Origin of the sequence: Ottowia sp. oral taxon 894 (assembly GCF_001262075.1) — a bacterium.
Lineage (GTDB): Bacteria > Pseudomonadota > Gammaproteobacteria > Burkholderiales > Burkholderiaceae_C > Ottowia > Ottowia massiliensis.
In genome coordinates, this window is record NZ_CP012073.1 from 2,569,371 (window position 1) to 2,593,888 (window position 24,518).

The 24,518-nt window shown below is 63.7% G+C and carries 27 protein-coding genes; 10 read left to right on the top strand and 17 right to left on the bottom strand.

What is annotated here, in order from left to right; genetic code table 11:
- Nucleotides 1-12: 12 nt before the first annotated feature.
- The 3 genes from pgi to ADJ79_RS11340 all read right to left on the bottom strand — a co-directional run bounded on the left by pgi (nucleotide 13) and on the right by ADJ79_RS11340 (nucleotide 3,344).
- Nucleotides 13-1,584, bottom strand: a complete 1,572-nt coding sequence (gene pgi / locus ADJ79_RS11330; RefSeq protein WP_050716055.1) for a glucose-6-phosphate isomerase — start codon at nucleotides 1,582-1,584, stop codon at nucleotides 13-15.
- Nucleotides 1,581-2,534, bottom strand: coding sequence for a transaldolase (tal, locus tag ADJ79_RS11335; RefSeq protein WP_050716056.1), 954 nt, complete (start codon nucleotides 2,532-2,534; stop codon nucleotides 1,581-1,583). Before tal ends, pgi begins: the two co-directional genes overlap by 4 nt.
- Before the next feature lie 207 nt (nucleotides 2,535-2,741).
- Nucleotides 2,742-3,344, bottom strand: a complete 603-nt coding sequence (locus ADJ79_RS11340) for a recombinase family protein (protein ID WP_050716057.1) — start codon at nucleotides 3,342-3,344, stop codon at nucleotides 2,742-2,744.
- 120 nt (nucleotides 3,345-3,464) lie between these two features.
- Between ADJ79_RS11340 and ADJ79_RS14580 the strand changes: the two genes are divergently transcribed.
- Together ADJ79_RS14580 and ADJ79_RS14585 are read left to right on the top strand one after the other, a co-directional pair.
- Nucleotides 3,465-3,803: a hypothetical protein gene (locus tag ADJ79_RS14580; RefSeq protein WP_156304182.1), complete on the top strand. Its 339-nt coding sequence runs from the start codon at nucleotides 3,465-3,467 to the stop codon at nucleotides 3,801-3,803.
- On the top strand, nucleotides 3,794-4,159 hold the full coding sequence (locus ADJ79_RS14585; RefSeq protein ID WP_156304183.1) for a hypothetical protein: 366 nt from the start codon (nucleotides 3,794-3,796) through the stop codon (nucleotides 4,157-4,159). The genes ADJ79_RS14580 and ADJ79_RS14585 overlap by 10 nt, the downstream gene beginning before the upstream one ends.
- A gap of 26 nt (nucleotides 4,160-4,185) precedes the next feature.
- Here the strand turns inward: ADJ79_RS14585 and ADJ79_RS13380 are convergent, their stop codons facing one another.
- The 7 genes from ADJ79_RS13380 to ADJ79_RS11370 all read right to left on the bottom strand — a co-directional run bounded on the left by ADJ79_RS13380 (nucleotide 4,186) and on the right by ADJ79_RS11370 (nucleotide 8,579).
- A complete protein-coding gene (locus ADJ79_RS13380; RefSeq protein WP_082203284.1) occupies nucleotides 4,186-5,256 on the bottom strand; it encodes a zonular occludens toxin domain-containing protein in 1,071 nt (356 codons plus the stop codon).
- Between the two features lie 12 nt (nucleotides 5,257-5,268).
- Nucleotides 5,269-5,571 (bottom strand): DUF2523 family protein, encoded by a 303-nt coding sequence (locus ADJ79_RS11355; RefSeq protein WP_050716060.1) that lies wholly within the window; start codon nucleotides 5,569-5,571, stop codon nucleotides 5,269-5,271.
- An 18-nt stretch (nucleotides 5,572-5,589) separates the two neighbouring features.
- On the bottom strand, nucleotides 5,590-7,002 hold the full coding sequence (locus ADJ79_RS15290) for a hypothetical protein (protein ID WP_216597124.1): 1,413 nt from the start codon (nucleotides 7,000-7,002) through the stop codon (nucleotides 5,590-5,592).
- A 78-nt stretch (nucleotides 7,003-7,080) separates the two neighbouring features.
- On the bottom strand, nucleotides 7,081-7,290 hold the full coding sequence (locus tag ADJ79_RS13390) for a major capsid protein (RefSeq protein WP_082203285.1): 210 nt from the start codon (nucleotides 7,288-7,290) through the stop codon (nucleotides 7,081-7,083).
- Nucleotides 7,287-7,487 (bottom strand): hypothetical protein, encoded by a 201-nt coding sequence (locus tag ADJ79_RS15025; protein ID WP_172674060.1) that lies wholly within the window; start codon nucleotides 7,485-7,487, stop codon nucleotides 7,287-7,289. The genes ADJ79_RS13390 and ADJ79_RS15025 overlap by 4 nt, the downstream gene beginning before the upstream one ends.
- Nucleotides 7,484-7,768: a hypothetical protein gene (locus ADJ79_RS11365; protein ID WP_050716062.1), complete on the bottom strand. Its 285-nt coding sequence runs from the start codon at nucleotides 7,766-7,768 to the stop codon at nucleotides 7,484-7,486. The genes ADJ79_RS15025 and ADJ79_RS11365 overlap by 4 nt, the downstream gene beginning before the upstream one ends.
- The gene (locus tag ADJ79_RS11370; protein ID WP_172674061.1) at nucleotides 7,749-8,579 is read right to left on the bottom strand and encodes a replication initiation factor domain-containing protein; all 831 of its coding nucleotides are present in this window, start codon (nucleotides 8,577-8,579) and stop codon (nucleotides 7,749-7,751) included. Before ADJ79_RS11370 ends, ADJ79_RS11365 begins: the two co-directional genes overlap by 20 nt.
- A gap of 435 nt (nucleotides 8,580-9,014) precedes the next feature.
- On the opposite strand from ADJ79_RS11370, the gene ADJ79_RS14595 reads away from it, so the two are divergent.
- The 3 genes from ADJ79_RS14595 to dnaX all read left to right on the top strand — a co-directional run bounded on the left by ADJ79_RS14595 (nucleotide 9,015) and on the right by dnaX (nucleotide 12,055).
- Nucleotides 9,015-9,293, top strand: coding sequence for a hypothetical protein (locus ADJ79_RS14595; protein ID WP_156304184.1), 279 nt, complete (start codon nucleotides 9,015-9,017; stop codon nucleotides 9,291-9,293).
- An 81-nt stretch (nucleotides 9,294-9,374) separates the two neighbouring features.
- The gene (locus tag ADJ79_RS14600) at nucleotides 9,375-9,635 is read left to right on the top strand and encodes a hypothetical protein (RefSeq protein WP_156304185.1); all 261 of its coding nucleotides are present in this window, start codon (nucleotides 9,375-9,377) and stop codon (nucleotides 9,633-9,635) included.
- Nucleotides 9,636-9,799: 164 nt separating this feature from the next.
- A complete protein-coding gene (dnaX, locus tag ADJ79_RS11380) occupies nucleotides 9,800-12,055 on the top strand; it encodes a DNA polymerase III subunit gamma/tau (protein ID WP_050716065.1) in 2,256 nt (751 codons plus the stop codon).
- Between the two features lie 570 nt (nucleotides 12,056-12,625).
- Here dnaX and ADJ79_RS11385 read toward each other — a convergent pair.
- Complete coding sequence (locus ADJ79_RS11385) at nucleotides 12,626-15,229, bottom strand: ABC transporter permease (RefSeq protein WP_050716590.1); 2,604 nt, start codon at nucleotides 15,227-15,229, stop codon at nucleotides 12,626-12,628.
- Nucleotides 15,230-15,314: 85 nt separating this feature from the next.
- On the opposite strand from ADJ79_RS11385, the gene ADJ79_RS11390 reads away from it, so the two are divergent.
- The 5 genes from ADJ79_RS11390 to ADJ79_RS11410 all read left to right on the top strand — a co-directional run bounded on the left by ADJ79_RS11390 (nucleotide 15,315) and on the right by ADJ79_RS11410 (nucleotide 17,765).
- A complete protein-coding gene (locus tag ADJ79_RS11390; RefSeq protein WP_082203286.1) occupies nucleotides 15,315-15,674 on the top strand; it encodes a YqjD family protein in 360 nt (119 codons plus the stop codon).
- Between the two features lie 124 nt (nucleotides 15,675-15,798).
- A complete protein-coding gene (locus tag ADJ79_RS11395; protein WP_050716066.1) occupies nucleotides 15,799-16,197 on the top strand; it encodes a phage holin family protein in 399 nt (132 codons plus the stop codon).
- Nucleotides 16,194-16,553 carry a hypothetical protein gene (locus ADJ79_RS11400; RefSeq protein WP_050716067.1) on the top strand — a complete coding sequence of 120 codons (360 nt, stop codon included), beginning with the start codon at nucleotides 16,194-16,196 and terminating at the stop codon, nucleotides 16,551-16,553. Before ADJ79_RS11395 ends, ADJ79_RS11400 begins: the two co-directional genes overlap by 4 nt.
- Nucleotides 16,554-16,621: 68 nt before the next feature.
- Nucleotides 16,622-17,338, top strand: coding sequence for a GTP cyclohydrolase I (folE, locus tag ADJ79_RS11405; RefSeq protein WP_156304186.1), 717 nt, complete (start codon nucleotides 16,622-16,624; stop codon nucleotides 17,336-17,338).
- A gap of 7 nt (nucleotides 17,339-17,345) precedes the next feature.
- On the top strand, nucleotides 17,346-17,765 hold the full coding sequence (locus ADJ79_RS11410; RefSeq protein ID WP_050716069.1) for a BLUF domain-containing protein: 420 nt from the start codon (nucleotides 17,346-17,348) through the stop codon (nucleotides 17,763-17,765).
- 212 nt (nucleotides 17,766-17,977) lie between these two features.
- On the opposite strand, the gene ADJ79_RS11415 is transcribed toward ADJ79_RS11410, so the two are convergent.
- The 6 genes from ADJ79_RS11415 to ADJ79_RS11440 all read right to left on the bottom strand — a co-directional run bounded on the left by ADJ79_RS11415 (nucleotide 17,978) and on the right by ADJ79_RS11440 (nucleotide 24,514).
- Nucleotides 17,978-19,165 (bottom strand): PepSY domain-containing protein, encoded by a 1,188-nt coding sequence (locus ADJ79_RS11415; RefSeq protein WP_050716070.1) that lies wholly within the window; start codon nucleotides 19,163-19,165, stop codon nucleotides 17,978-17,980.
- A 289-nt stretch (nucleotides 19,166-19,454) separates the two neighbouring features.
- Nucleotides 19,455-20,357, bottom strand: a complete 903-nt coding sequence (locus ADJ79_RS11420) for an OmpA family protein (protein ID WP_050716071.1) — start codon at nucleotides 20,355-20,357, stop codon at nucleotides 19,455-19,457.
- A 51-nt stretch (nucleotides 20,358-20,408) separates the two neighbouring features.
- On the bottom strand, nucleotides 20,409-20,774 hold the full coding sequence (locus tag ADJ79_RS11425) for a DUF4398 domain-containing protein (RefSeq protein WP_050716072.1): 366 nt from the start codon (nucleotides 20,772-20,774) through the stop codon (nucleotides 20,409-20,411).
- A 41-nt stretch (nucleotides 20,775-20,815) separates the two neighbouring features.
- A complete protein-coding gene (upp, locus tag ADJ79_RS11430) occupies nucleotides 20,816-21,451 on the bottom strand; it encodes a uracil phosphoribosyltransferase (RefSeq protein ID WP_050716073.1) in 636 nt (211 codons plus the stop codon).
- 61 nt (nucleotides 21,452-21,512) lie between these two features.
- On the bottom strand, nucleotides 21,513-22,829 hold the full coding sequence (locus ADJ79_RS11435) for an RsmB/NOP family class I SAM-dependent RNA methyltransferase (protein WP_050716592.1): 1,317 nt from the start codon (nucleotides 22,827-22,829) through the stop codon (nucleotides 21,513-21,515).
- Nucleotides 22,830-22,873: 44 nt separating this feature from the next.
- Nucleotides 22,874-24,514 carry a phosphoethanolamine transferase gene (locus ADJ79_RS11440; RefSeq protein ID WP_050716074.1) on the bottom strand — a complete coding sequence of 547 codons (1,641 nt, stop codon included), beginning with the start codon at nucleotides 24,512-24,514 and terminating at the stop codon, nucleotides 22,874-22,876.
- Between the last annotated feature and the right edge of the window lie 4 nt (nucleotides 24,515-24,518).

Here is a 24,518-nt window from a genome sequence, read left to right on the forward strand (position 1 = left end):
GCCCGGGCCGCGCTAGCGCAGCCGCGCCAGCAGCCCGGCTGTGGAAGCGTCCATGCCTTGCGCGTGGCCTTGCAGCAGGCAGGCTTCGATGTCGCCCGCGTGGCGCTTGCCCAGCTCCACGCCCCACTGGTCAAAGCTGTTGAGGCCCCAGATGGCGCCGCTGGTGAACACGCGGTGCTCGTGCAGCGCCAGCAGGGCGCCGAAGCTGGCCGGCTCCAGCCGCTCCAGCAGCAAGAAGGTGCTGGGGCGGTTGCCGGGAAAGTGCCGGTGGCCGTCTTCGCCCGCCTGGCCCATCATGAGCGCGCGCGACTGGGCCAGCGCGTTGGTGAGCAGCTTGGCGTGATGGCCGGGCAGCTCGTGCGCGGCTTCGCGCGTGACGATGAAATCGACGGGAATGACTTGCGTGCCCTGGTGCAGCATCTGAAAGAAAGCGTGCTGGCCGTTGCTGCCCGCTTCGCCCCAGACGACGGGGGCGCTGTCAAAGGCCAGGGGCCGGCCGGCGGCGTCCACGCGCTTGCCGTTGCTTTCCATCTCAAGCTGCTGCAAATAGGCGGGCAGGCGGCGCAGGCCGTGGTGGTAGGGGGCGATGCAACGGCTGGCAAAGCGGTGGAAGTTGCGGTTCCACACATCCAGCAGGCCCAGCAGCGCGGGCAGGTTGGCGTGCAAGGGGGCGCTGGCGAAGTGGCAGTCCATGGCATGCGCGCCCGCCAGCAGCGCCTTGAAGCCTGCCGCGCCCAGCGCAATGGCCACGGGCAGGCCAATGGCCGACCACAGCGAGTAGCGCCCGCCCACGCCGTCGGCAAAAGTGAGGCACTGGCCCGCGCCAAAGGCGCGCGCGGCTTCGGGCCGGGCCGTCAGGGCGGCAAAGTGCGCGGCCAGATCGCTTTCCTGCCCGCCGTTTTGCAAAAACCAGGCGCGCGCGGAGCGGGCGTTTTGCAGTGTTTCGGCGGTGCCAAAGCTCTTGGAGGCAATGACGAAAAGCGTGCGCGCCGGCTGCAGCGCGGCCAGCGCGGCGGCCAGCTCGTGCCCGTCCATGTTGGCCACGAAGTGGATGCGCGGCCCGCCGGGGCGCACGTGATCTTGCAGCGCCTGCAAGGCCAGGCGCGGGCCGAGGTCAGAGCCGCCAATGCCGATGTGAACCACGTCGGTGAAGCGCCCCTGGGCGCGGATGCTTTCGGCCAGCGCCAGCATGGCGTCAAGCTGCTTCATGCACTCGCGGTGTTCGGCTTGCAGCGCGGCGGGCGCAGCGCCGGGCGGGCAGCGCAGCAGCGGGTGCAGGGCCGGGCGGCCTTCGGTGTTGTTCACGGCCTGGCCGCCCAGCATGGCGTCGCGGTAGCTTTCAAGCTGGCATTGGGCGGCCAGTTGCAGCAGCAGCGCCAGGGCGCGCTCGTCAAGCAGGTTTTTGGACAGATCGGCGAAAACGTGCGGCGCTTGCAGGCTCAGGCGCTCAAAGCGCCGGGCGTCTTCGGCAAAGGCGCGGCGCAAATCAAACGCATCCGCCCCGTCAAAGCGCTGCCGGTGGTGCGCGGCCAGGGCGGCCCAGGCGGGCGTGGCGTCGCAGCGCGGGCGGCTGGCAAGGCTCATTGCTGCAACAGCGCGTCGAGCTTTTTCGCGTCGGCCACGAAGGCGCGGATGCCTTCGGCCAGCTTTTCGGTGGCCATGGCGTCTTCATTGAGCGCAAAGCGAAAGGCCGCTTCCTCATCGGCGCCAAAGCTGGCGGCGGGCAAGTCAAGCTGGCGGGCGGCTGCGGCGTCCAGCGCGCGCGGCAGGGGCGCGCGGCTTTCGGCCAGCTGGGCGAGCAAATCGGGGCTGATGGTGAGCAAATCGCACCCGGCCAGTGCGGCAATCTGGCCCGTGTTGCGAAAGCTCGCGCCCATCACTTCGGTGGCAATGCCAAAGCGCTTGTAGTGGTTGAAGATGCGCGTGACGGACTGCACGCCGGGGTCATTGGCGCCCGTGTGCGCCGCCTCGTCCCACGCGCTGCCCGCGCGCGCCTTGTGCCAGTCGTAAATGCGGCCCACAAAAGGCGAGATGAGCCGCACCTTCGCCTGCCCGCAGGCCACGGCCTGGCAAAAGGCAAACAGCAGCGTGAGGTTGCAGTTGATGCCGCGCCTTTGCAGCCGCTCTGCGGCGCGGATGCCTTCCCACGTGGCGGCAATCTTGATGAGCACGCGCTCCACCGGCACGCCCTCGGCCTGATACAGCTCGATCAGACGCTCGGCGCGGGTGTAAGTGGCGTTTTCGTCAAACGACAGGCGCGCGTCCACTTCAGTGGAAACGCGCCCCGGAATCAGCGCCAGGATTTCGCAGCCAAAGCGCACCAGCAGCCGGTCAGCCACTTCGTCCAGCGGCCGGCCGCGATGCGCCGCCACGGTTTGCGCCAGCAGCGGCGCGTACTCGGGCTTTTGCACGGCCTTGAGAATGAGCGAAGGGTTGGTGGTGGCGTCTTGCGGCTGAAACTGCGCCAGCTGGCGAAAGTCGCCCGTGTCGGCCACCACGGCAGTGAACTGCCTGAGAGAGTCGAGCTGATTCATGATGGGCGCGGATTATCAGCGCTGCCCGCCTGGGCCTGGCGGTGAAAACAGGCGCAGAAAAGAAGGGCCAGGCGCAGGCTGCGGGCAGGCAAGATATTTCGCTCCTTTATCCATACTTTTCAGACCACCCGATTTTGCTCATTTTGTGGGCAGTGGCTGCTATCAAGGCTGTAGCAAGCCCCCTTGCTGCGTGTGGTTATTGTGGGTTCAAAGCAACGCGCGAATTGACCCGAAATTGCGCTGTTGTTTGCCTTTAGCTTCGTACGAAAGCCGCAAAACCGTCGTTTTTGCCACGTTGTAGGCGTGCGCTATGTCCCGAGACGGAATGCCGGAATCGACAAGCTGGACAACCTCGTTGCGTTCGGATAGTGAGAGTTTGTAGGGCCTGCCAATTGCCTTGCCTTTGCGCAACGCTTCGAGTTGCCCGGCCATACATCGCTCGCGTATGAGAGATCGCTCAAACTCCGCCACGCTGCCGAGCACCTGCAAGAACATGCGCCCGGCCGCCGTGTCAGGGTTGATAGGTTCGGTCAGACTGCGCAGTTGTGCCCCGCGATCGCGCAGACGCTCCAGGATTGATAGCAGGTGAATCAGCGAGCGCGCCAGACGGTCAAGCTTGTAGATAACCACCGTGTCACCTTCCGCGACGACGTCAAGAAGCAGCTCCAGCTGCGGGCGTTCTTTGATGGCCGAGCGTTTTTCCTCAAAGATGGTTGTGCAGCCTGCCGCGCGAAGCGCCGTTATCTGAAAACCGGTGTTCTGGTCAGTCGTACTAACCCGTGCATACCCATAAATCATCATAAACCCCATACCAAATAAAAAACCCCTGGGCTTGCAGCCATCAAGGGATAAAAGCCCGGATGCCCGAAAGGGCATCTAGGCTGTGGGCATTATGGGTATTTATTTGCTGATTGCCATGCTGGGGGCATTGTGGCTTATCTTTACCGCATAGCAGCTTATCTGTTGCTGGCTTTTGCTCCCATACAGCTTGTCTATGCTGATTTTATTGCCCCTGAAATTGTCAGCGGTAATATATCAATCTATCAGCCGGAAAAAGAAGGGTTTTTCGATAATCTAGGGGCCTGCAAATCATGGGTTGAAGAGGGAGCATATAAAGCTTATTACCTGAAGAATCATCGCTGGGAAGGCGGAAAATGTCCGTATCCGTCAAGACCTAGCGATATCAGTTGCCATTCATACCTCGCCAGCCACTCTGAAAATGATGCCGAGCATCTAGGCGGATGCAAAGTAGAGCGTAAATGTCCGTGAATTCAAAACAATACGAAGATAATACTTGCACATGTTTATCCGGCTATGTTGAAAAGAACGGCAGTTGCGTAAAGCCGGAAGAACAAAAGTGCGAAGCCGGAAAGAAAACAAGCTTTTCGTCAAAAGGTCACTCGCCAACAACAACCTGTATTGCAAGCTGCGAATACAAAGCGGTTGATGTTGAAATATGCGTTCGCTTACCCGGTGAAAATCTGCGGTGTTCTATTGATATGGTTTCTACTGGCAAAGAATGCAAAGAGCCTACGCCGACGAAGCCTAACGGCTTCGCAGGGGGAAGCGCCCTTCCCCCACCGCTTCAGGCGTGGATAACTGCGTTTTTGTCCACAGCGTTCTAAATCGAACGCTATGGACAAAAACGCAGTTATCCACCCCTTACGCTCCCCCCATCCTGATTGATAGATTGCCTTGAATACCCCCCGTCACCGTCGCCGCGCCCGATTTGACCGTTGTCAGCATTGAAATCCTCAAAATAGCCGTTCTTCACAATTGCGCGGCAGGTGTCCAGCCCGATTTGTGGTAGGCGCGTGCCCTGTTGCGTGTAGCAACGACAGCCAATCGATTGCATCTCCACGCACGCCGCAGGCATGGGAACGCGCACGGGCTTGGTCAAATCGTCGTATTTGGGAGCCGTGTGAGGAAACTCTTCGATGCGGGGCACCTGTTCTTCCATCCATTCCCGTTTCGTCATTCTTGCCGCCCTTTCCGTGGCTGCGGGCTGCTGCATTTCAGATGCGCTATCGCCCGAGGCCTGCACGTCAGAGTCAGACCTGGCAGAAACCGATTCGGCCTTGGCCGAGAAATAGTGAAACACGTAGCCGATGAGAAGGGGCACGAGAACGACGGATGCCAAGAAAATCCATACCTGTTTCGGTATGGTTTTCTTGCCTGTGTGCATCACTGCACTGTTATACCAGCCATAAACCTCTTTGGGGAACTTGATCCGGCTGGCCTGGCCGGCCTTGGCCTGATTGGGTTTTTCGCAGGAAAGATTGACTGCATCGAATTCAACGCAGGAAGCCCCATCGAAGCCGAAAGGCCGTTTCAGATGCCGATGCCATCCAGGAGCGCCGACGAGACGCCGAACGAAACCATCAATATTTGACGGGTGTTGGCTGATGAAAAAGAAATCGAAACCCCGCGAACGATGTTCGGCCAAAGCCGCAACATAGTCCGGAGGTTTCTGGCTGGCAGGGCGAACAGGCAAATCGTTATGCGCTTCATCAACCAGGCAGATTGAGCCGTCAGGGAGTTTTTGCCAGTCTTTGAAGTCGAATTTGGCCCAGCCAAATTCTTTCTCCTTTTCAGGTTTGAGATCGAACCTGCCGTTATAGAAAACGGGTCGTTCGGGATTTTCCAGTTGCAAATCCCGAACCCATCTCAGTGTATTGAGTGTTTTTCCGGTTCCATTTGCCCCAGTGACCAGATACAGCATCGCTTTTCCTTTCTAACCCATTACCATTTTTTTGACCTTGTCGCTTGATCCAAATTTGAGAAGCATGCGCATCGTGATTGCAGACATCAGCATGCTAATGCATACGCCCACTTTCAGAAACGCTATGAGACTCACCAGGTCAGCGGGCAGGCCATTGAGTGATTGAAGCCCGCGATCGATGATCCATTTCATGGACTGATTGACCCCAATAAAAGTCACGGCGGAAATACCAAGGCTGACGAGAACGCGCAGAACGACACTGCGCAAAATGAGCATGAACGCGCCCCAAAAGATGGAGGCAAGCAATGCGGGCATGTTGAGAATCCCCCAGAATCAAACCGCGACGATTACCACGCAAACAATCGCAGTGATGAAAATCAGAATCTTGCCTAGCCACTCAAGTTGCGGGCATATTTGAGATAGCGGAAGTGAAACGTCATTGCCCAAAACACTGATGTTCAAATCCCGGATGCAACTGCCGCCGCCGATAGCATCGCTGGTATTCCACTGCCCCGCTCCGCCCAGGTTGATTTCCTTGTTGCCAGGTAGTTCAGAAAGAACAGAGCCGCTGCCTTTACCCGCTTCAGAAACTGCCCTGTCATATTCAGCTGATTGGCGATTGGGTGTGTTGTAGCGGCAATACTGCTCGTGCAGCTCCCGAGCGATAGCGCACTGAACTGCATCACCCTTGCACGAATACGAGCCACAAGAACCGCCGAAACTGCTTCGACCATCCTTGTCATCTCCGTTGCCATCCGGCTTGTCTCCGCCGCCATTGCCGTTGCCGTTGCCGTTGCCGTTGCCATTGCCATTACCGTTGCCGTTGCCGCCATCGCCGTTGCCGTTGCCGTTGCCATTGCCATTGCCGCCGTCGCCATTGCCATTGCCATTGCCATTGCCATTGCCATTGCCATTGCCGTTGCCGCCGCCGTTGCCATTGCCGCCGCCGTTGCCGCCACCGCCACCGATGCCGCCACCGCCGCCGTTGCCGCCGCCGCCGCCGCCGCCACCGCCGCCATCGCCGCCGTTGCCGCCACCACCACCGCCGCCGCCACCGCCGCCGCCATTGCCATTGCCATTGCCATTGCCGCCATCATCCGGCTTATCAGGTTTCGGTTCGTCAGGTTTCGGCTCATCCGGCTTCTGCTCTTTGCATTCTTTGCCAGTAGAAACCATATCAATAGAACACCGCAGATTTTCACCGGGTAAGCGAACGCATATTTCAACATCAACCGCTTTGTATTCGCAGCTTGCAATACAGGTTGTTGTTGGCGAGTGACCTTTTGACGAAAAGCTTGTTTTCTTTCCGGCTTCGCACTTTTGTTCTTCCGGCTTTACGCAACTGCCGTTCTTTTCAACATAGCCGGATAAACATGTGCAAGTATTATCTTCGTATTGTTTTGAATGCGACGGACATTTACGCTCTACTTTGCATCCGCCTAGATGCTCGGCATCATTTTCAGAGTGGCTGGCGAGGTATGAATGGCAACTGATATCGCTAGGTCTTGACGGATACGGACATTTTCCGCCTTCCCAGCGATGATTCTTCAGGTAATAAGCTTTATATGCTCCCTCTTCAACCCATGATTTGCAGGCCCCTAGATTATCGAAAAACCCTTCTTTTTCCGGCTGATAGATTGATATATTACCGCTGACAATTTCAGGGGCAATAAAATCAGCATAGACAAGCTGTATGGGAGCAAAAGCCAGCAACAGATAAGCTGCTATGCGGTAAAGATAAGCCACAATGCCCCCAGCATGGCAATCAGCAAATAAATACCCATAATGCCCACAGCCTAGATGCCCTTTCGGGCATCCGGGCTTTTATCCCTTGATTGCGCGGCGTACCCACGCATAAGCAGCAACGGCAACAATAACGATAAGTGTCGCTGCGCCGATAGCACTCACAGGGGTTACGGTGTCTTTGATTTCCTTGACGACTTCAGTGACTTCAATGACCGCGTGCGCGGGCACTGATGCCATCAAAAGCGCGAAGAATGCAGAGAAAGCCGCAAACAGTTTTTTCATGCTCATGTTTCATCTCCAAGATTTGAGCTTCCATCACGAATCGACCTGATCAGAAGGCGAAAACTCCAACCGACGGCCCAGACCAGCAGGATGGCAATGCCGATCTGTAAAGCATCCCCGGGCGGTAAATCGAGCACGGGAATACTTATCTGGTGCGTGACAGTGCACGCGGAAGAGCACTGAATCACAACGGGTTGAGTCATGCCGCTGCCTTGGCCCGCTCAACCGGAATAACCGAAGAGATTTCCTGAACACGTCGCCCGTAGCGCATGATGTCGTGCATCTCGACGTCGCAGATGAGAGGCGGGGTTAGGTGTTTGATCTTTTCGAGAACTTCAGAAGGGCAGTCGTACGTCGTGCCAGATGCGCCCTTGGCGGTTTCGGAAGTGGAGAGGGGGATACAGGTGTGCAGCCTGCTCATGTCATATGGCTTGCCGGTTTTGCTGCTGGTGCCGGTCAAGATTTCAAAGCCGATAACGTTCATTCGCATTTCGAGTCCTTTCGCACTGGAGAAAGTCTTTGTCAAAGAAACCGGCTACGGCGGCTTTCTCCAGCCTTGCGGGTACGCCGTTGACGGTTAAAAAACTAAGGGTGTCCGCGTCACTCATGTGCAGGCGCATGACGTGGATGCATTTGCCGTATGCTTCACGGGCGTGGTGGATGAGCTTTTGCAGGCTGATTTCGCCTTCGCGCTGATGCGTGGGTACTTTTTGCGGGGCTGATGCAATGACGCGTTCGAGACACTTGTAGGCGCCGACGAAATAGCGGTCACAGTCGATGAGCATGTCCAGGGACAGATCGCGGTCGATGTTGCGGAACTCGATTTCAAAGCGTGTCCACAAGCTGGACGGGTCGCCCAGCTGGCGGCCTTTCTCGTACGCGCGGAGCATCTTTCCGTTTGCGCGGCGGCCGACCTCAAAAGTGCGGCCGTGGTGAGGAGAGAGCCAGTCGCCTACGAGCGAATGACGGGGCATGCGCCCGCCTGCATTGAAGTCACCGGCCGAATACCAAGACGCGCAGTCTTCGACGGTGTATTGGCCATCTAACAAGTCGCAAGCCAGGTCGATGCGGGTGAGGGTGTAGGCGAAATGAGATGCGACGAACGAAGAGAAAGCGTGCCAATTGAGAACTGCGGAACAGCCTTTGCCGGAGAGGTCGAATCGCGCACGATTGGCTTTGTTGCCGCTGCCGCCCCAGTCCAGGCGGGCTACGGGGACTTCTTCGTTTTCTACGCGAACGAAGAAGCGGATGCCGTGGGCGTAGCCAAGGATGCCGGTGCCCACCTGGGCGGTCACGTTGCGGCCAAGGGCGGAGCGCAAGAAATCAAGGTGTTCAAGGTAGTGCTTGCGCTGGGGGTCAATCTGGAAGGTGTATGTCAGCCAGTCGGGTTTCGCGTGTGTCTTGATTGGCCCCGGGGTACTTTCCCCCCCTGTTAGAGCAGGGGGGTTGTGGGGCCTTCGCGCTTCGCTTGGCGGCCTCGCAAGCTCGGCCGTCGCGCTTCGCGCTTCGGCCCCACGCGCGCACGCTCCAACACGGAGGTCACGGACGAAGCTGCTTACGCGGCTCATAGCGGCAACCTCATTTGCAGCCAAAAGGCTTTGTTCAGCACAGGGCGCGGCCGGGGGCAGGATGGAGAGGGTGCCCGCCCCGCCCTGCTGCGGACTGCCGGAGCCTGCAACAGCGTGACAGCCCGGTCACTGGGTAATGCGCGAGGGGGGGCGGGCTTAAACATGGTCGGTCTCCAGCTGATCGACTGGCGGCTGGACTGGGGCGGCAGCGGCCATCAGGCCATGACGCACGTAATCGGCCAAAACGCCAGCTATCAGATCCGCGTGGAGACCGGACGAAATCTCAAATTCAGCGCCGTAAATAGTCCGAACAGTGCAGCCGTGTTGAGCAACGTCGCGGGAGGCGAATTCAAGAAAGTAGCGCTCGCGGCAAGTGAGCGCGGAGAGAGGGGGGAGAGAGGACATGTGCAGGCTCCATTCACAAAAGTGAAGAAAGCCTAGCAAAAAATCACAAATGTGAAAACCGTGGTTCACGAACCGTTATAAGATGCTCCCCCCTTGACGAATCAAGCCCTTTCAGCTATGCGAACCACTGCCCAGCTTCTGGAACACGCTTTGAAAACACGCCCAGCGCAATTTTGGTGCGACCGCTACTACCTGAACGCATCAACAATTTCGATGGCGAAGAAACGCGGACACCTAAGCCCCGTTCTCGCAGGGAACCTTGCCTACGATTTAGGCGAAGATGTCACGAAATGGATGCTTATTGCGGCAACCGAAACGGAACGTTTTACACACATGAGCGAGCGACTTCGGGAATTGCTGCTGGACCGAAACCCATAGCATGAGGTCCTAGTGGAATCTGCGCGAGATGGATTTTTTGCCTCCTTGAATTTGCTCCTGTTTCTTGCTGACAAGCAAAGGGCCATGCCGTGCTCGCTCCATCCGTATTCCGCACCCGGCCATGCCCCTGCGCCGCATGGGGCGGCCCATAGAATCCGCGCCCTATGTCCTATCTCGTCCTGGCCCGCAAATACCGTCCGCGCAACTTTTCAGAAATGGTGGGCCAGGAGCACGTGGTGCAGGCCCTGGGCAATGCGCTCACGCAGCAGCGCCTGCATCACGCCTATTTGTTCACCGGCACGCGCGGCGTGGGCAAAACCACGGTCTCGCGCATCCTGGCCAAATCGCTCAACTGCACGGGGCCTGACGGGCAAGGCGGCATCACCGCCACCCCTTGCGGCCAGTGCGCGGCCTGCACGGCCATCGACGCCGGGCGCTTTGTGGACTACACCGAGCTGGACGCTGCCAGCAACCGGGGCGTGGACGAAGTGCAGGGCCTGCTCGAGCAAGCCGTCTACAAGCCCGTGCAAGGGCGCTTCAAGGTCTTCATGATTGACGAAGTGCACATGCTCAGCAACACGGCGTTCAACGCCATGCTCAAAACGCTGGAAGAGCCGCCCGAATACCTGAAATTCGTGCTCGCCACCACCGACCCGCAGAAAGTGCCCGTCACCGTTCTTTCGCGCTGCCTGCAATTCAACCTGCGGCCCATGGCCCCCGAAACCGTGCTGGCGCACTTGCAACGCGTGCTGGCGCAAGAAAACGTGCCCGCCGAAGCCGCCGCCTTGCGCCTGCTGGCGCGCGCCGCGCGCGGCTCCATGCGCGACGCCCTCAGCCTGACCGACCAGGCCATCGCCTTCGGCAGCGGCCAGATTGCCGAAGCGGGCGTGCGCCAGATGCTCGGCAGCGTGGACGGCAGCCTCGTCTTTGCCTTGATTGACGCGCTGGCCGCCGCCGATGGCCGCGCCGTGGTGCAAACCGTAGACCACCTGCGCGCCCACGGCCTTTCAGCCGCCACCGCGCTGGAAGACATGGCCAGCGTGCTCCAGCGCATGGCCGTGCACCAGGCCGTGCCCGGCATGCCCGTGGACGAAGCTGACCCCGACGCGCAGGAAACCGCCCGCCTGGCCGCCCTGCTGCCGCCCGATGAAACGCAGCTGCTCTACAGCCTGTGCATTCATGGCCGCGCCGAACTGGGCCTGGCCCCCGACGAATACACCGGCCTGCTGATGACCCTGCTGCGCCTGCTGCCCTTCAAACCATCTGCCGCCCAACCCGGCGGCAGCGGCCGCGCCGCGCCAGAAAAAAAAACACTGAAAGCGGATGAGGCCGCTGCATCGACCCCCGCTGCGGCAACACCGCCGCCCGCCAGCGCCGCAAACCCCATCACACCTGCCGCAGACCCAGAAGCCGCGCCCAATGAAGTCCGGCAGCCCGCCCCGGCCGCCCAGCCCGCCGCCGGTTCCCCGGCAGCCCCCGCATCCAGCGCCCCGCAAGCGCCTGCTGCCCGCCCGGCCCCATCGCCCGCCCACACGGCTGATGCGCCCCCCGCGCCAGCCGCTGCCGCCCTGCCTGAAACAGCCCAAACCGAAGAAGCCCCAACCAAAGAAGCCCAAACCGCAAAAGCCGCAGCCTTCGCCCAGCCCGCCTTCCTTGCGCCGCCAGACAGCGCCAGCGAGCCGGATGACGACGGCTGGTTCGACGCCCTCATGGCTGAAGGCGACCCAGACGCTCCCGGCAGTGCCCCGCCCTGGCATGACGCCGCCGAACCCGCCCGCCAGCTGCCGCGCCCGCCAGCCGTGCAGGCCCTGCCCGTCATCGCCGCGCCTCACACCCGCCACGCCACGCCGGATGTGGCCGCGCCGCCCGCCCCTGAAGCGCCTGGCGCAACCGGCGAGCCAGGCGCGGTTCAAACGCCTTCCGCCGCCAGCCTCATCGCCATTCCCGTGCGCGAAACCTCAGCGCGCGAAAGCCCTTCCAGCGCGCCCGCCGCTTCCTCCAGCGCTGCGCCGCCCGCCTTCACCCCCTCGCCCGAAGGCAGCTTCTGGCACGCCCTCGTGCAAGAACTCATCGCCCGCGAAGCCATCACCGCCCTCGCGCGCGAACTCGCCTTGCAATCACAACTCATCGCCCGAGGCGAAGGCGTCTGGACGCTGCGCACCGCCAATGCCACCCTGGCCCAGCCCGCCACCGCCGCCCGCCTGCAAGCCGCCTTGCAAGCCGCAGGCCACGCCATCACGCTGCAAGTGCAAACCGGCGAAACCGCCGACCTCACCGACACCCCCGCCCGCCGCAATGCCCAGCACGCCGCCGCCCGCCTGCAAGCCGCCCGCGAGCTGCTCATGGCCGACCCTTTTGTGCAGCACATCACCCGCGAGCTGGGCGCCCGCCTTGTTCCCGGCAGCCTGAAAGCGCTTTGAGCGCGCCAGGCGACCAGCACGGCCCCAGAGCTTGTTCAAGGGCTGGCCACGAGAGGATGAAAGAGCAGATGAGAGCTTGGGCAGCCAGCGCAAGCCGCAGACGGGCTGGCTGACCGGCCAGCCAATTGCGACGCAACAGGCCGTCGGGGTCGTTTTTTAGCGCCTGTGGGCGAGCGTTGGAAGGTCTATTTTAGCTCTCTTATTCATAGCATGATGTCCTAGTGGATACTGCGCAGACCGGTGTTTTGGCCCTCTCAAATTTGCTCCTGTTTCTGAGACTCTGCCCAGAGTTGAGCCGTGAGGGGAAAAGAGTGAATCGGGATGGACCGCAAGACGCAAGGCCTGACTGTCCGCCTGCTGCCTGACAAGGCATTTGCAACGCCATGGACTGCCCAAGTCCGCGCTTTCTGCGTTCGCGGACTTTGAACAAGCTTCTCAGCACGGGCTGCGTGTTGCAGTTGCGCTCATTCCCGCTGGTGAATCAGCCGCCGCAAAACGCCTGGCGCCACCGCGCCGCAAGGATCGCGGGTTGGCCGTGAGCGTGAAAAGAGGCAGCGGCATTCGCTCCGGTTATTCGCCCGCCTGCCGCAGCGTTTGCGCCACGGGGCGGCGCAGCACTTCGCGCAGGCTCCACCAGCCGGCGGCCAGGGCCAGGGCCGCCCCCGCCAGGCTGCCCAGCAAAGGCGTGGCAAGGGGCGCAGTCCAGTCAAATTCAAAGACGTGACGCGCCAGCCCCCAGCCCAGCACGCTGGCCACCAGGCTGGCGAGCGCGCCGGCCAGCAGGCCCACGCCGGCCAGTTCGGCGCGCTGCACCTTACCCAGCAAGGCGGCAGAAGCGCCCAGGGCGCGCATGATGGCGAATTCGCGCGCTTTTTCTTCGCGCGTGGCGGTGATGGCGGCCACCAGCACCAGCAGCCCGGCCGCCAGGGTGAAGGCAAAAAGAAATTCCACCGCGCGAATCACTTGCGCCAGCACGCGCTGCACCTGCGCCAAAGTGGCGCTCATGTCGATGCTGGTGATGTTGGGAAATTGGCGCACGAGGGCATTGTCAAAACCCGGCTGGCCGGGCGAGCGCCAGGCGGCCATCCAGGTGTAGGCCACGTCATCGGGCAATTCGCTCACGGGCAGGAGCACGAAGAAATTGGCGCGCAGCGATCCCCAGTCCACCTTGCGCAGCGAACGCACGCGCACTTCGTGCGTGGCGCCAGCAAAGTCAAAGCCCAGCGTGTCGCCCAGGCGGATGCCCAGCGTTGCGGCCAGGCCCTCTTCCACGCTGGCCGCGCCCGCTTCTTCGGGCTGCCAGCGGCCGGCGGCCAAGCTGTTGTGGGCGGGCAGCGTGGGGGTGTGGGAGAGGTTGAATTCGCGCTCGGCCAGGCGCTGCGCGCGCTCGTCGCTGAAACTGGCGGCAGTGACGGGCCGGCCGTTGATGCTGACCAGGCGGCCCCGGAACATGGGATACCAGTCGTAGCCGCGCACGCCGCCTTGCGCGAGGGCGGCGCGAAAGTCTTCGGCCTGATCGGGCATGACGTTGATGGTGAAGCGGTTGGGCGCATCAGGCGGCGTGGCGCGCTGCCAGCTGGCCATCAGGTCAGTGCGCAGCAGCACCAGCAGCACCAGCGCCATCAAGCCCACGGCCAGGCTGCTGACTTGCGCCACGGCATGGGCGGGGCGGGCGGTGATTTGCCGCGCGGCCAGCGCCAGCCAGCGCGGGGCGCCATCCGCCGCGCCCGCCCAGCGGCGCAGCAGGGCCACGGCCAGCCGCGCCAGCAGGGCGAAAAGCAGCGCCGCGCCCGCAAAGCCGCCCACAGCCATCAGCCCCAGCGTGGCGTCGCGGCTGGCGGCCAGCAGCAGCGCGGCAAAACCGGCCACGCCCAGGCCCAGCACGGCCAGCGGGGCGGCCTTGGGCTGGCCCATATCGCGCCGCAGCACGCGCAGCGGGGGCACGCGCGCCAGTTGCAGCACGGGCGGCAGGCCAAAGGCGGCCAGCAGCGTCAGCCCCACGCCCAGGCCCAGCAGCGCGGGCCAGGGGCCGGGCGCGGGCAAATCCGCCTGCACCAGCCCGGCCAGCAGCCAGATGAAAGCGTGGTGCAGCGCCCAGCCCAGCGCCACGCCCGCCAGACTGGCCGCCAGCCCGGCCAGCAAAAATTCCACCGCGTAAGCGCCCGCCAGCGCGCGCTGCGGCAGGCCCAGCACGCGCAAAAGGGCGGCGTCATCCAGCCGCCGCAGGGCGAAAGCGCGCGCGGCCAGCGCCACGGCCACCGCCGAAAGCAGCGCGGCCAGCAGCGCCACCAGGTTCAAAAACTTTTCGGCGCGCGCCAGCGTGGTTTGCATTTCAGGGCGGCCGCTGTCCAGCGACTCCAGGCTCATGCCGCGCGTGTCCGGTGCGTCCGGTGTGTCCGGTGCGCCAGGCGTTGCGGATGCCGCCTTGTCCGCGCCCTTGAGCCGCGCCTCGGCCCATTGCGTGAAAGCGGCCACGGCCTCGTCGCCCGCCGCGCCATCACCGGCCACCGCCAGCCGCCAGGTGATGCGGCTGGCCGGCTGCACCAGGCCCGTGGCGGCCAGGTCGCTCTCGCGCAGCATCACGCGCGGGGCAAAGCCCGCAAAGCCGCTGCCTCGGTCTGGCTCGGCCGTGATGACTTTGGCCACCGTGAACGCCGCATCGCCCAGCAGCAGCTTCTGGCCGGGGGCCATACCCAGCGCCTCCAGCAGCGCGGCATCCACCCACGCCTGGCCGGGCGCGGGCACTTCGCGCGTGGCGGCATCGGGCGCATCCGGCCCATCGGCCACGCGCAGGCTGCCGCGCAGCGGATAGCCCGGCGGCACGGCCTTGAGCGACACCAGGCGGCTGGCGCCCGGCTCGCCCGCCGCGCTGTCAGGCGCGCGCGCCATCGTCGCGAAGTTCAGCGTCAGCGCCGTCTGCAGGCCCAGCGCCTGCGCCTTGGCCTGCCACTGCGGCGCGGGCGCGTGGTCGCTGGCCAGCACCACATCGCCGCCCAGCAGCTGCCGCGCGTCGCGCTGCAAGCCGCCTTGCAGCCGGTCGGCAAAAAAACTCACGCAAGCCAGCGCCGCCACCGCCAGCAGCACGGCCAGCATCAGCAGCCGCAATTCCCCGGCGCGCGCATCGCGCCAAAGCCCCCGCCAGCCCAGCGCCAGCACCGAAACCGTTTGATTCATGGCGGCGAAGGTAGCAGGCTTGCAGAAGCTGGCCGCTGCTATCATGCCGCGCAAGTGTCTTTCCACCTTTCGCAAGGAGCCAACCATGCCTGAATCCAAAGCCGCCAAAAAGGTCGCCGCCGCCTCCGAGCAGCTGACAGAAGCCGCCATCGAAACCAAGGAACAGCTGGCCGCCAACCTGCGCCGCCTGATTGCCGACGCCGAAGACCTGCTCAGCGCCACCGCCGGCCAGACCGACAGCCGCTTGGCCGAGCTGCGCACCCGCGCCCGCGAGAACCTGCAAATCGCCCGCGAAAAACTGGCTGACGCCGACGCCGCCATCCGCGCCAAAACGCGCGAAATGGCCTACGCCACGGATGACTACGTGCACGACAACCCCTGGTCTTCCATCGGCGTGGCGGCGGCGCTGGGCCTGCTCATTGGCGTGCTGATTGGCCGCCGCTGATGGGCCTCTGACACAAGGCGCGCTTGGCCTGCCAAAAACCGCCTCGCCAGAAACCTGTCTGATGCGCGAACCGGGCTGCCAAGGCCCGGTTTTGCTTTGTCTCCCCTGCCAGAAAGGCCCGTCCATGCCCGCCGCCGATTCCGCTGATACCGCCGCCAGCCGCCCCGGCTTCGTCAGTCGCCTGCGCGGCCTGCTGGCTGACGCGCTGGAGCTGGCCCACGTGCGCCTGGAACTGCTGGCGCTAGAAGCGCGCGAAGAAAGCGCCCGCCTGCTGGCCGTGCTGCTGTGCGCGCTGGCCGCCGCCGCCTTCTTATGCCTTGGTCTGGCGTTCCTGGCCGTATTTCTCACCGTGCTGCTGTGGGATGAGCACCGGCTGCTCGTGCTGGGCGTGTTCACGGCGTTTTTTCTGGGCGGCGGCGCGGGCTTGGCCTGGCTGGCGCTGGCGCGCGCGCGCGATGGGCGCGGCTGGTTCGCCGCCACGCGGCAGGAGCTGGCGCGCGACTGCGAAAGGCTGCGCTCATGACGCCTCCCGTGACGCCCTCCAGCCCCGAATCCCTTGCTGAACGCCGCGCACGGCTGCTGGCGCGCTCTGCCGAGCTGCGTGAGCGCATCGCCCAAGGCAGCCAGGCCCTGCGCCCCGCCGCCCGCATGGCCGACGGCGCTGCCAGCCTTGCCAGCCGGGCGCGCGAGCAAATGCGAAAGCACGGCCCGCTGCTCCTGCTCGCGGGCGCGGCCTTGGCGGGCGCGGCCCTCACGCGCCCGCGCCTGCTGCTTGGACTGGGCCTGCGCGTCTGGTCTGGCTGGCAGATTTATCAGCGCGTCCGCCCCTTGGCTCAAGGCTTTTTGCGGGGCCTGGCCAAAGGGCGAACCCTGCGCTGACGCCCGCGCGCCGCTCCCGCCATCAGCGCCCCGGCGCTCCGCTCCACTCCCAAAAGCCCATGCAGTCCATGAACCCCAACGCCCCTGCGCCTGCCAGCGCCGAAGACGAAGGCGTGCCCGTCTCCACCAAGATCCGCGAGCGCCTCAAAGCCGCGCGCCAGCGCTACCACGCCAACGACAACATCGCCAGCTTCATCCAGCCCGGCGAGCTGGAGCAGCTGCTCGACGAAGTCACCGCCAAAATGCAAGGCGTGCTCGAAAGCCTGGTCATCGACACCGAGGGCGATCACAACACCGCCAGCACCGCCCGCCGCGTGGCCAAGATGTATGTGAACGAGGTCTTCAAGGGCCGCTACGCCGCCGCGCCGGCCATCACCGAATTTCCCAACGCCGAGCGGCTCAACGAACTGATGATCGTCGGCCCCATCACCGTGCGCAGCGCGTGCAGCCACCACTTTTGCCCCGTCATGGGCAAGCTGTGGATCGGCGTCATGCCCAACGAACGCACCAACGTCATCGGCCTGTCGAAATACGCGCGCCTGGCCGAATGGGTCATGGGCCGCCCGCAAATCCAGGAAGAAGCCGTCGTGCAGCTGGCCGATCTCATTCAGCAGAAAACCCGCCCCGACGGGCTGGCGCTGGTCATGCAGGCCACGCACTTTTGCATGGCCTGGCGCGGCGTGAAAGACGTGGACAGCAAGATGATCAACTCTGTCATGCGCGGCGTATTTCTCACGCAGCCCAACTTGCGCCGCGAATTTCTCTCACTCATTCCCCGGGATTGAAACCGCCATGCTCGTGCGCCTGCTCTTTGCCAGCCGCGCCGCCGAACCGGCAGCGGCCACCATCGCCTCCATCTGCCAGCACTCCCAGCCGCGCAATGCCGAACGCGGCATCACCGGCGTGCTGGTCTGCGGCGACGGCGTGTTCATGCAAGCCATTGAAGGCGGCCGCGCCGCCGTCAACAGCCTCTACGGCGAAATCCTGCGCGACGCGCGCCACCGCGACGTGGTGCTGCTGCGCTACGAAGAAATCACCGAAAGGCGCTTTGCCGGCTGGACGATGGGCGTTGTGGACACCCGCCGCATCAACCCTGCCATCCTCCTCAAATACAGCGAACGCGCCGCCCTCGACCCCTACGCCTTGCCTGGCCAGGCTAGCTTGGCGCTGCTGGAAGAACTCGTCGCCACGGCCAGCATTGGCCGCGCCTGAGAGCCTGTTCAGTGCACGAGCTTTGAAACCCGGCCATAAAAGAATGTGCCGCACGGCAAAGGCGGGAAAAAGACGCTTTTATTCGCTCCTTAATCCATAGCATGATGTCCTAGTGGAATGAGCGCGAAGCGGCTTTTTCATCCCTTTGATTTGCTCCTGTTTTGATAATCCCAGGCCAGCATGTCGGAGAAAGCGAAAGCGGGCTGGCGTTTTCAGCGCCGCTGCACCGAACCCGCTTTGGCCGTCTTGTTGCCCTTTTTCAGCCACAGGTAAAGCCCGCTGCCCAGCACGATGATGGACAGCACGTCCAGCAGCGCCCACAGAATTTGCATGGGCCAGCCGCCGTAGTCGCCAAAGTGCAGCGGGCGCGACATGAGCAGCGCCGTCAGGTACCAGGGCAGGCGCGGCGCGGCGGTCACTTGCGCGGTGCGCGCGTCCACCAGCACGGGGCGCGGCAGGTGCGCCGTCAGCGGCGTGTTGCCGCGCATGAAAAAGACGTAGTGGTGCGGGCTGGCGAAGGCCGTGCCCGGAAAGGCCATGAAATAAAGGCGCGCATCAGGCACGGCCTCTTGTGCGGCTTGCAGGGCCTGGTGAATGGGCGCGCGCTCGCCTGGCGGCACCGTGGGCTGGCCTTTGTAGGGGGCCAGGTAGGCCGAGAGCTGGTCGTGCTGCCAGTATTTGACGAGCAAATCGGCCCAGGTGTTGATGACGCCGGTGCCGCCCACCACAAAGAGCCAGGCCAGCAGCACGATGCCCAGCAGGTTGTGCAAATCCAGCCACTTCAGCCGCCGCTGGGCGGCGCGTTGTTTGCGCGCCCTGTCATCTTCCTGGCGGCTGGCCGGGCGGTCGCTGCCGCGCCGCACTGTGCCGAATGCGAGCTTGCGCATGAAGGGCGCGTAAAGCACCGTGCCGCTGATGAGCGAGACGAGCAGCAACACGCCCATCAGCCCCAGAAAGAGCTTGCCCGCCAGGCCCGCGAACAGGTCCACGTGCAGCTTGAACATGATCCACAAAAAGCCGCTGTGCAGCGGCGGCGTGCCCAGGTAGTCGCCCGTGCGCGCATCCACCACGACAAGGCGGAAGTCATCCGTGGGCGCGGGCGTGGGGGCCATCGTCACGCGCCAGAGATCGTCACTGTCTTCTTCGGGCGATGCGTATTGCGCCACGCGATCGGGGTGAACGCGCTGCGCCACGGCCACGGCTTCGTCCAGGGTGACGGCGCGCGCGGCCACGCCGGCGGGCAGCGGCGGCGCTTGCATTTCGGTGCCCAGCCAGTGCCCCAGCTCGTGGTGAAAGATGAGCGGCAGTCCCGTCAGGCACAGCAGCAGCATGAAGACGGTGCAAATGAGGCTGCTCCATTTGTGCAGCCAGAGCCAGACGCGGGTGGTTTGGGGCGTCATGAGATGAAAAGGCTGAAAAGGCAAAAGGTGCGAGGAAGACAAGCTGCATGACCTCACGCCGGATGCGATGGATTGAGGAATCTGTTCGCAGTCTATTCGTGGACGCGAAAAGCGCAGATCCGGGCGCTCTTGGGTTTCGCCAATCTTCAGCAAGTGAAAAAGCCCGCCTGTGGTTTGCACCTTGCGGCCCATTCCGATTCGCTGCCCTTCACGGTCAGGGTTGGTGCAGCTTTGCATAAATGAAAACGGGCCGCGCGTGGCGGCCCGGCGGGCATGGCTTGCGGCTTCTTTATTGGTTGCGGCCGCGAAGGTTGCCTTTGTCGTCGGCAATGATGACTTCCACGCGGCGGTTCATGGCGCGGCCTTCGGCGGTGGCGTTGTTGGCCACGGGGTAGTCCTTGCCATAGCCCTGCGCGGTGATGCGGCTGATGTCGATGCCGCGCTGGGTGAGAGCGGTCTGCACGGCCTGGGCGCGGCGGCGGGAGAGGTCAAGGTTGTAGCTGGCGGAGCCGACAGAGTCGGTGTAGCCCTCCACGAGCAGGCGGCGGTCGGGGTACTGGCGCAGGAATTCGGCGAGTTTGTCCAGGCGCGGGCCGGCGGCGGCGAGCAGGTCGGCCTTGCCGAATTCAAAGAGCACGTCGCCCAGGGTGACGAGCAGGCCGCGTTCGGTTTGCTGGGCTTCGATTTCGCGCAGCTTGGCTTCAAGCGCGGCGACGCGGGCCTGCGCGGCCTGCGCGGCGCTTTGCTGGCGGGCGGCTTCGGCACGGGCGGCTTCGGCGCTTTGCTGGGCGCGCAGGGCTTCAGCGCGGGCGGCTTCGGCTTCGCGGGTGCGCGCTTGCAGGCGCAGCTGGCTGGCCTGGTTGCTGGCGTGTTGCAGCTGGCTGTCGGCGTTGCGGGCCTGGGCTTGCGCCTGGGCGATGGCGGCGCGCTGGCGGGCCAGGTAGGCCAGGTGTTCGGTTTCGGCCTGGTCGCCGTCCTGCGCCCAGACGCGGTCAGCGCGGGCCAGGGTGTCGGAGGCGGCTTTGAGTTCGAGCGCGGCGCGTTCGGCCACGGCGGGGGTGGCGGCGGCCTGATTGACGGCGCGGCGGGCTTCTTCAAGCGCGGGGTTGGGCGGGTTGGCGCCGCAGGCGGCAAGCAGGGCGGCGGCGCTGGCGGCCAGCAAGGCGGAGGTGCGAAGGCGTTGTCGGGTCATGGCGATAAGGGGTTTGAGTAAAGGAATGGCGCAGATATGGCTGGCCGCGAATTACTGGCCGCGGCGCTGGAGTTCGTCATCCAGCGAGCGGATGGATTCCTGCACTTCGCGCACGGCGCTTTCGCCGCGCAGGGCGGCGGTCTTGGATTCGGCCAGCCGGGCGTCAACGCTGGCTTGTTCGGCCAGGCGGCGGGCCTGCACGTAGTCGCGGTTGCTCATCGCGCGCTCGGCGCGGGCGAGCTTGTCGCGCGCGGCTTGCAGTTCAACAGGGGCGCTGCTGACGATGCCGGGGTTGGTGTTCACACGCTCGACGGCGCTTTTGGCCACGGCCATTTGCTCGCGCGGAACGGGGGCGCTGGAGCAGGCGGCCAGCAGGGCGGCGCTGGCGGCAAGCAAGGCGATGGAGGTGATGCGCATGGTATTTCCTCTCTGTTTGAAAAAGCGGTGGTTGAAACGTTTTATTTTGTGCCAAAAATGCGGTCGCCCGCGTCGCCCAGGCCGGGGAGGATGTAGCCGTGATCGTTGAGTTCGCGGTCAATGGCGGCGGTGTAGATGGGCACGTCCGGGTGGGCGGCGTGCAGGGTCTGGATGCCGGTGGGGGCGGCCAGCAGGCACAGGAATTTGAGCGAGCGCGGACGGGCGGCCTTGAGCTTGTCCAGCGCAGCGACGGCGGAGTGGCCAGTGGCGAGCATGGGATCCACGGCGATGACATCGCGCTCCTGAAGATCGGCGGGCATCTTGTAGTAGTACTCCACGGCCTTGAGAGTGGCCGGGTCGCGGTACAGGCCAATGTGCCCCACGCGGGCGCTGGGCACCACGCGCAGCAGGCCATCGAGCATGCCGTTGCCCGCGCGCAGGATGGAGGCGAACACGAGCTTTTTGCCGTCGATCATGGGGCTTTGCATGGTTTCCAGCGGGGTTTGAACCTCGACCAGATGCGTGGGCATGTCGCGCGTGACTTCGTAGGCCATGAGCATGGCCAGCTCGCCCAGCAGGGTGCGGAAGGTGGTGCTGCTGGCGTTCTTGTTGCGCATGAGGGTGAGCTTGTGCTGCACGAGGGGGTGGGTGACGTGGTGGACTTGGGGCGGTGTCATTGGTTTTCTTCTTTCGGAAGGAGACGATGCGAAATGAAGCGGCGGGCGCGAACGCCTGTCCTTACCGGCGCTGCCAGACGGCGGCAAAAAAGCCGTCCGTGCCATGCAAGTGCGGCCACAGGCGCAAATGCCCCGCTTCAGTCGTGAGCCGGGCCGCCTGCGGCACTTTGGCGGCGGCGAGAACGTCGCCCGCGTGCAGCGGCGCAAAGCCGGGCAGCGCGTTTGACAGGGCCTGCGCCACGGCTTCGTTTTCCTGCGGCAGCAGGCTGCACGTGGCGTAAACCAGCCGCCCGCCGGGCTTGACGAGGCGGGCGGCGCTTTGGGCGATGGAAAACTGCTGTTCGGCCAGGCGGGCGATGTCTTCAGGGCGGGTGCGCCACTTCAGGCCGGGCGCGCGGCGCAGCGTGCCCAGGCCGGAGCAGGGCGCGTCCACCAGCACGGCATCGGCCTTGCCTTGCAGGGCGTTGAGGCGTGCGTCGCGCTCGTGGGCGATGGCGGCGGTGTGCACGTTGCCCAGCCCGCTTCTGGCCAGACGCGGCTGAAGGCCCTGCAAGCGGTGGGCGGAGGCGTCAAACGCATACAGCCGGCCCGCGCCGCGCATCATGGCGCCCAGCGCCAGCGTTTTGCCGCCCGCGCCCGCGCAAAAGTCCACCACCAGCTGGCCGCGCCGCGCCTGCGTGAGCAGCGCCAGCAGCTGCGAGCCTTCGTCTTGCACTTCCACAAGGCCCTGCTGCCACGCGGGCAGATGGGCCAGGCGCGGCTTGCCCGCCACGCGCAGCCCCCAGGGCGACCAGGGCGTTTCCTGCGCCTGAATGCCGCTTGCGGCCAGCGCGGCGGCCACGGCGGGGCGCTTGGCCTTCATGGCGTTCACACGCAAATCCAGCGGCGCGGCTTGCAGCAGGGCTTCGGCCAGCGGCCAGAAGTCTTGCGGCTGTTGCGCCATGGATGCCTGCAAGGCGGCGGCCAGCCAGTCGGGCAGGTTGTGGCGGCAGGCTTCAGGCAGGCCGGCGGGCTGGCTTTGCAGGGCGCGGCAGGCGGCCAGCCAGGGGCGGAGTTCGGCGGGCGCGTCTGAAAAATCGCTGCTTTCGCTGCCTTCGCCATCAAGCAGCGCCAGCAGCGCCATGCGGCGCGGCACGGGCCAGTCAGCACTGTTGGCAAAACCGGCGGGCGCTTCGGCTTCAAAGCGGCGCGCCAGGTGTTCATACCAGCGCTTGCGGCGCAGCACGGCGTAGGCGGCATCGGCCAGCCGGGCGCGTTCGCGCGAGCCTGTGCGGCGCTTTTCAAAGAACTGCGACACCGCCATATCGGCAGGCTGCGCATGGGCCAGCAGGGTTTGCAGCAAGTCAGCGGCGGCGGCGCTCAGGGCAAGAAGGTGCATGGGGCGCGAATTTTCCCATTGCGCCGCAGGGCGGCGGACGGCCATCAGCGGCCCGCCCGGCGGCAAGGCTGGATGATGTCCAGCGCCTGCTGCCAGGTGCTGCCGGGCGCTTGCGTGTCCAGCCGCATCAGGGCATACAGGGTGCTGTAGAAGTTATCTTGACTGTATGAGCCGCTTTGCGCGCGCTGGCGCAGGCACTGAATGTCGAAATCGCCTTCTTCCAGCCAGGCGGGCGAAAACCAGAAAATCATGGGAATGCGCGTTTGCTCTTTGGGCGCAATGCTGCGCGGCGTGCCGTGCAGGTAAATGCCGTTTTCGCCCAGCGATTCGCCGTGGTCTGAAGCGTAGAAAACCATGCTGGCCATATCCGTGCGCTTTTCCAGCCGCCCAATCACGTCGGCAATGAATTTGTCGGTGTAAAGCAGCGTGTTGTCATACGTATTCACCAGCTCTTCATTGGTGCAGCGGTGAATTTCATTGGTATCGCAAGTGGGCGTGAACTGGCGGTATTCAGGCGTATAGCGTGCGTAATAGGCCGGGCCGTGGCTGCCAATGGTGTGCAGCACCAGCACGGCGTCTTTTTCTTGCGCGCTGTCAATCAGTTTGTCGAAATCAGTGAGCAAAATATCGTCCATGCATTCGCCGCCCTGGCAGTATTCGGGCAGATTGCGATGGGTGATCAATTCATTGGGAATGCGGTTGCAAACGCCTTTGCAGCCGGTATTGTTATCCACCCAGTAAACATAAATGCCCGCGCGCTGGAAAATATCCATCAGGTTATCCTGCATTTCGGCGTGCGCCTCGTCATAATGCGCGCGGTCCATGACGGAAAACATGCAGGGCACGGAAGTGGCGGTATCGGTGCCGCAGCTTGAAACCTGTGTGAAATTGATGATGTCACTGCGCGCGGCCAGCCGGGGCGTGGTCTGGCGCGCGTAGCCGTTCAGCCCCCAGTTTTGCGCGCGCGCCGTCTCGCCCACGATGATGACGGCCACGCGCCTTTTGGCGCCAGGCGCGGGCGGCAGCTGGCGCGCGTTCACGTCCAGCCGGGTGTAAGGAATGCGCGCGCGCCAGGCCATGCGCGCCTTGGAAAGCGCCGCGCCCACAAAATTGGAAGGCACCACCAGCTTCATGATGCCGTGGTTATTGCGAAAAAAGCTGGCGTAATCCTGATAAAACCCCCAGGCAATGCCCGCCATGCCCAGCGCCGAAACCGCTATCCAGGCCATGCGCCAGCCCAGCTCCCGCCCCAAAGAGCGCCATTGCACTTTCACCAGCAAATAAAGCAGCGCAGGCGCAATGCCAAACACGACAACCCAAATGGCGTAAGAAGGCGAGAGCACGCGCAGCGTTTCTGCCGACGTGGCTTGCAAAACATTATTCAGTATTTCGCGCGAAAAATACACTTTCAGGAAAATGCTGCTCCATGAAATGGCCGCGCCAATCACGATCAGCGCGGGCATGATCACGCGGTGCAAAAACGGCAGCGCCAGCAATTGCGCGAAAATGTTGATGAAAAAGAAAATGAAAAACGGCAGCGTCAGCAAAAACCAGTCGCCGCTTTCACCCCGGAAAGGGTGGGCGCGCAAGGCCTCGGCAAAAAAGGCGTAATTGAGCAGGGTGAAAAAAAGCGCGGCAAAAGCCGCCAGCGTGGTGGAAGTCAGGCGCGGCGCGGGTATTTTCATGGCT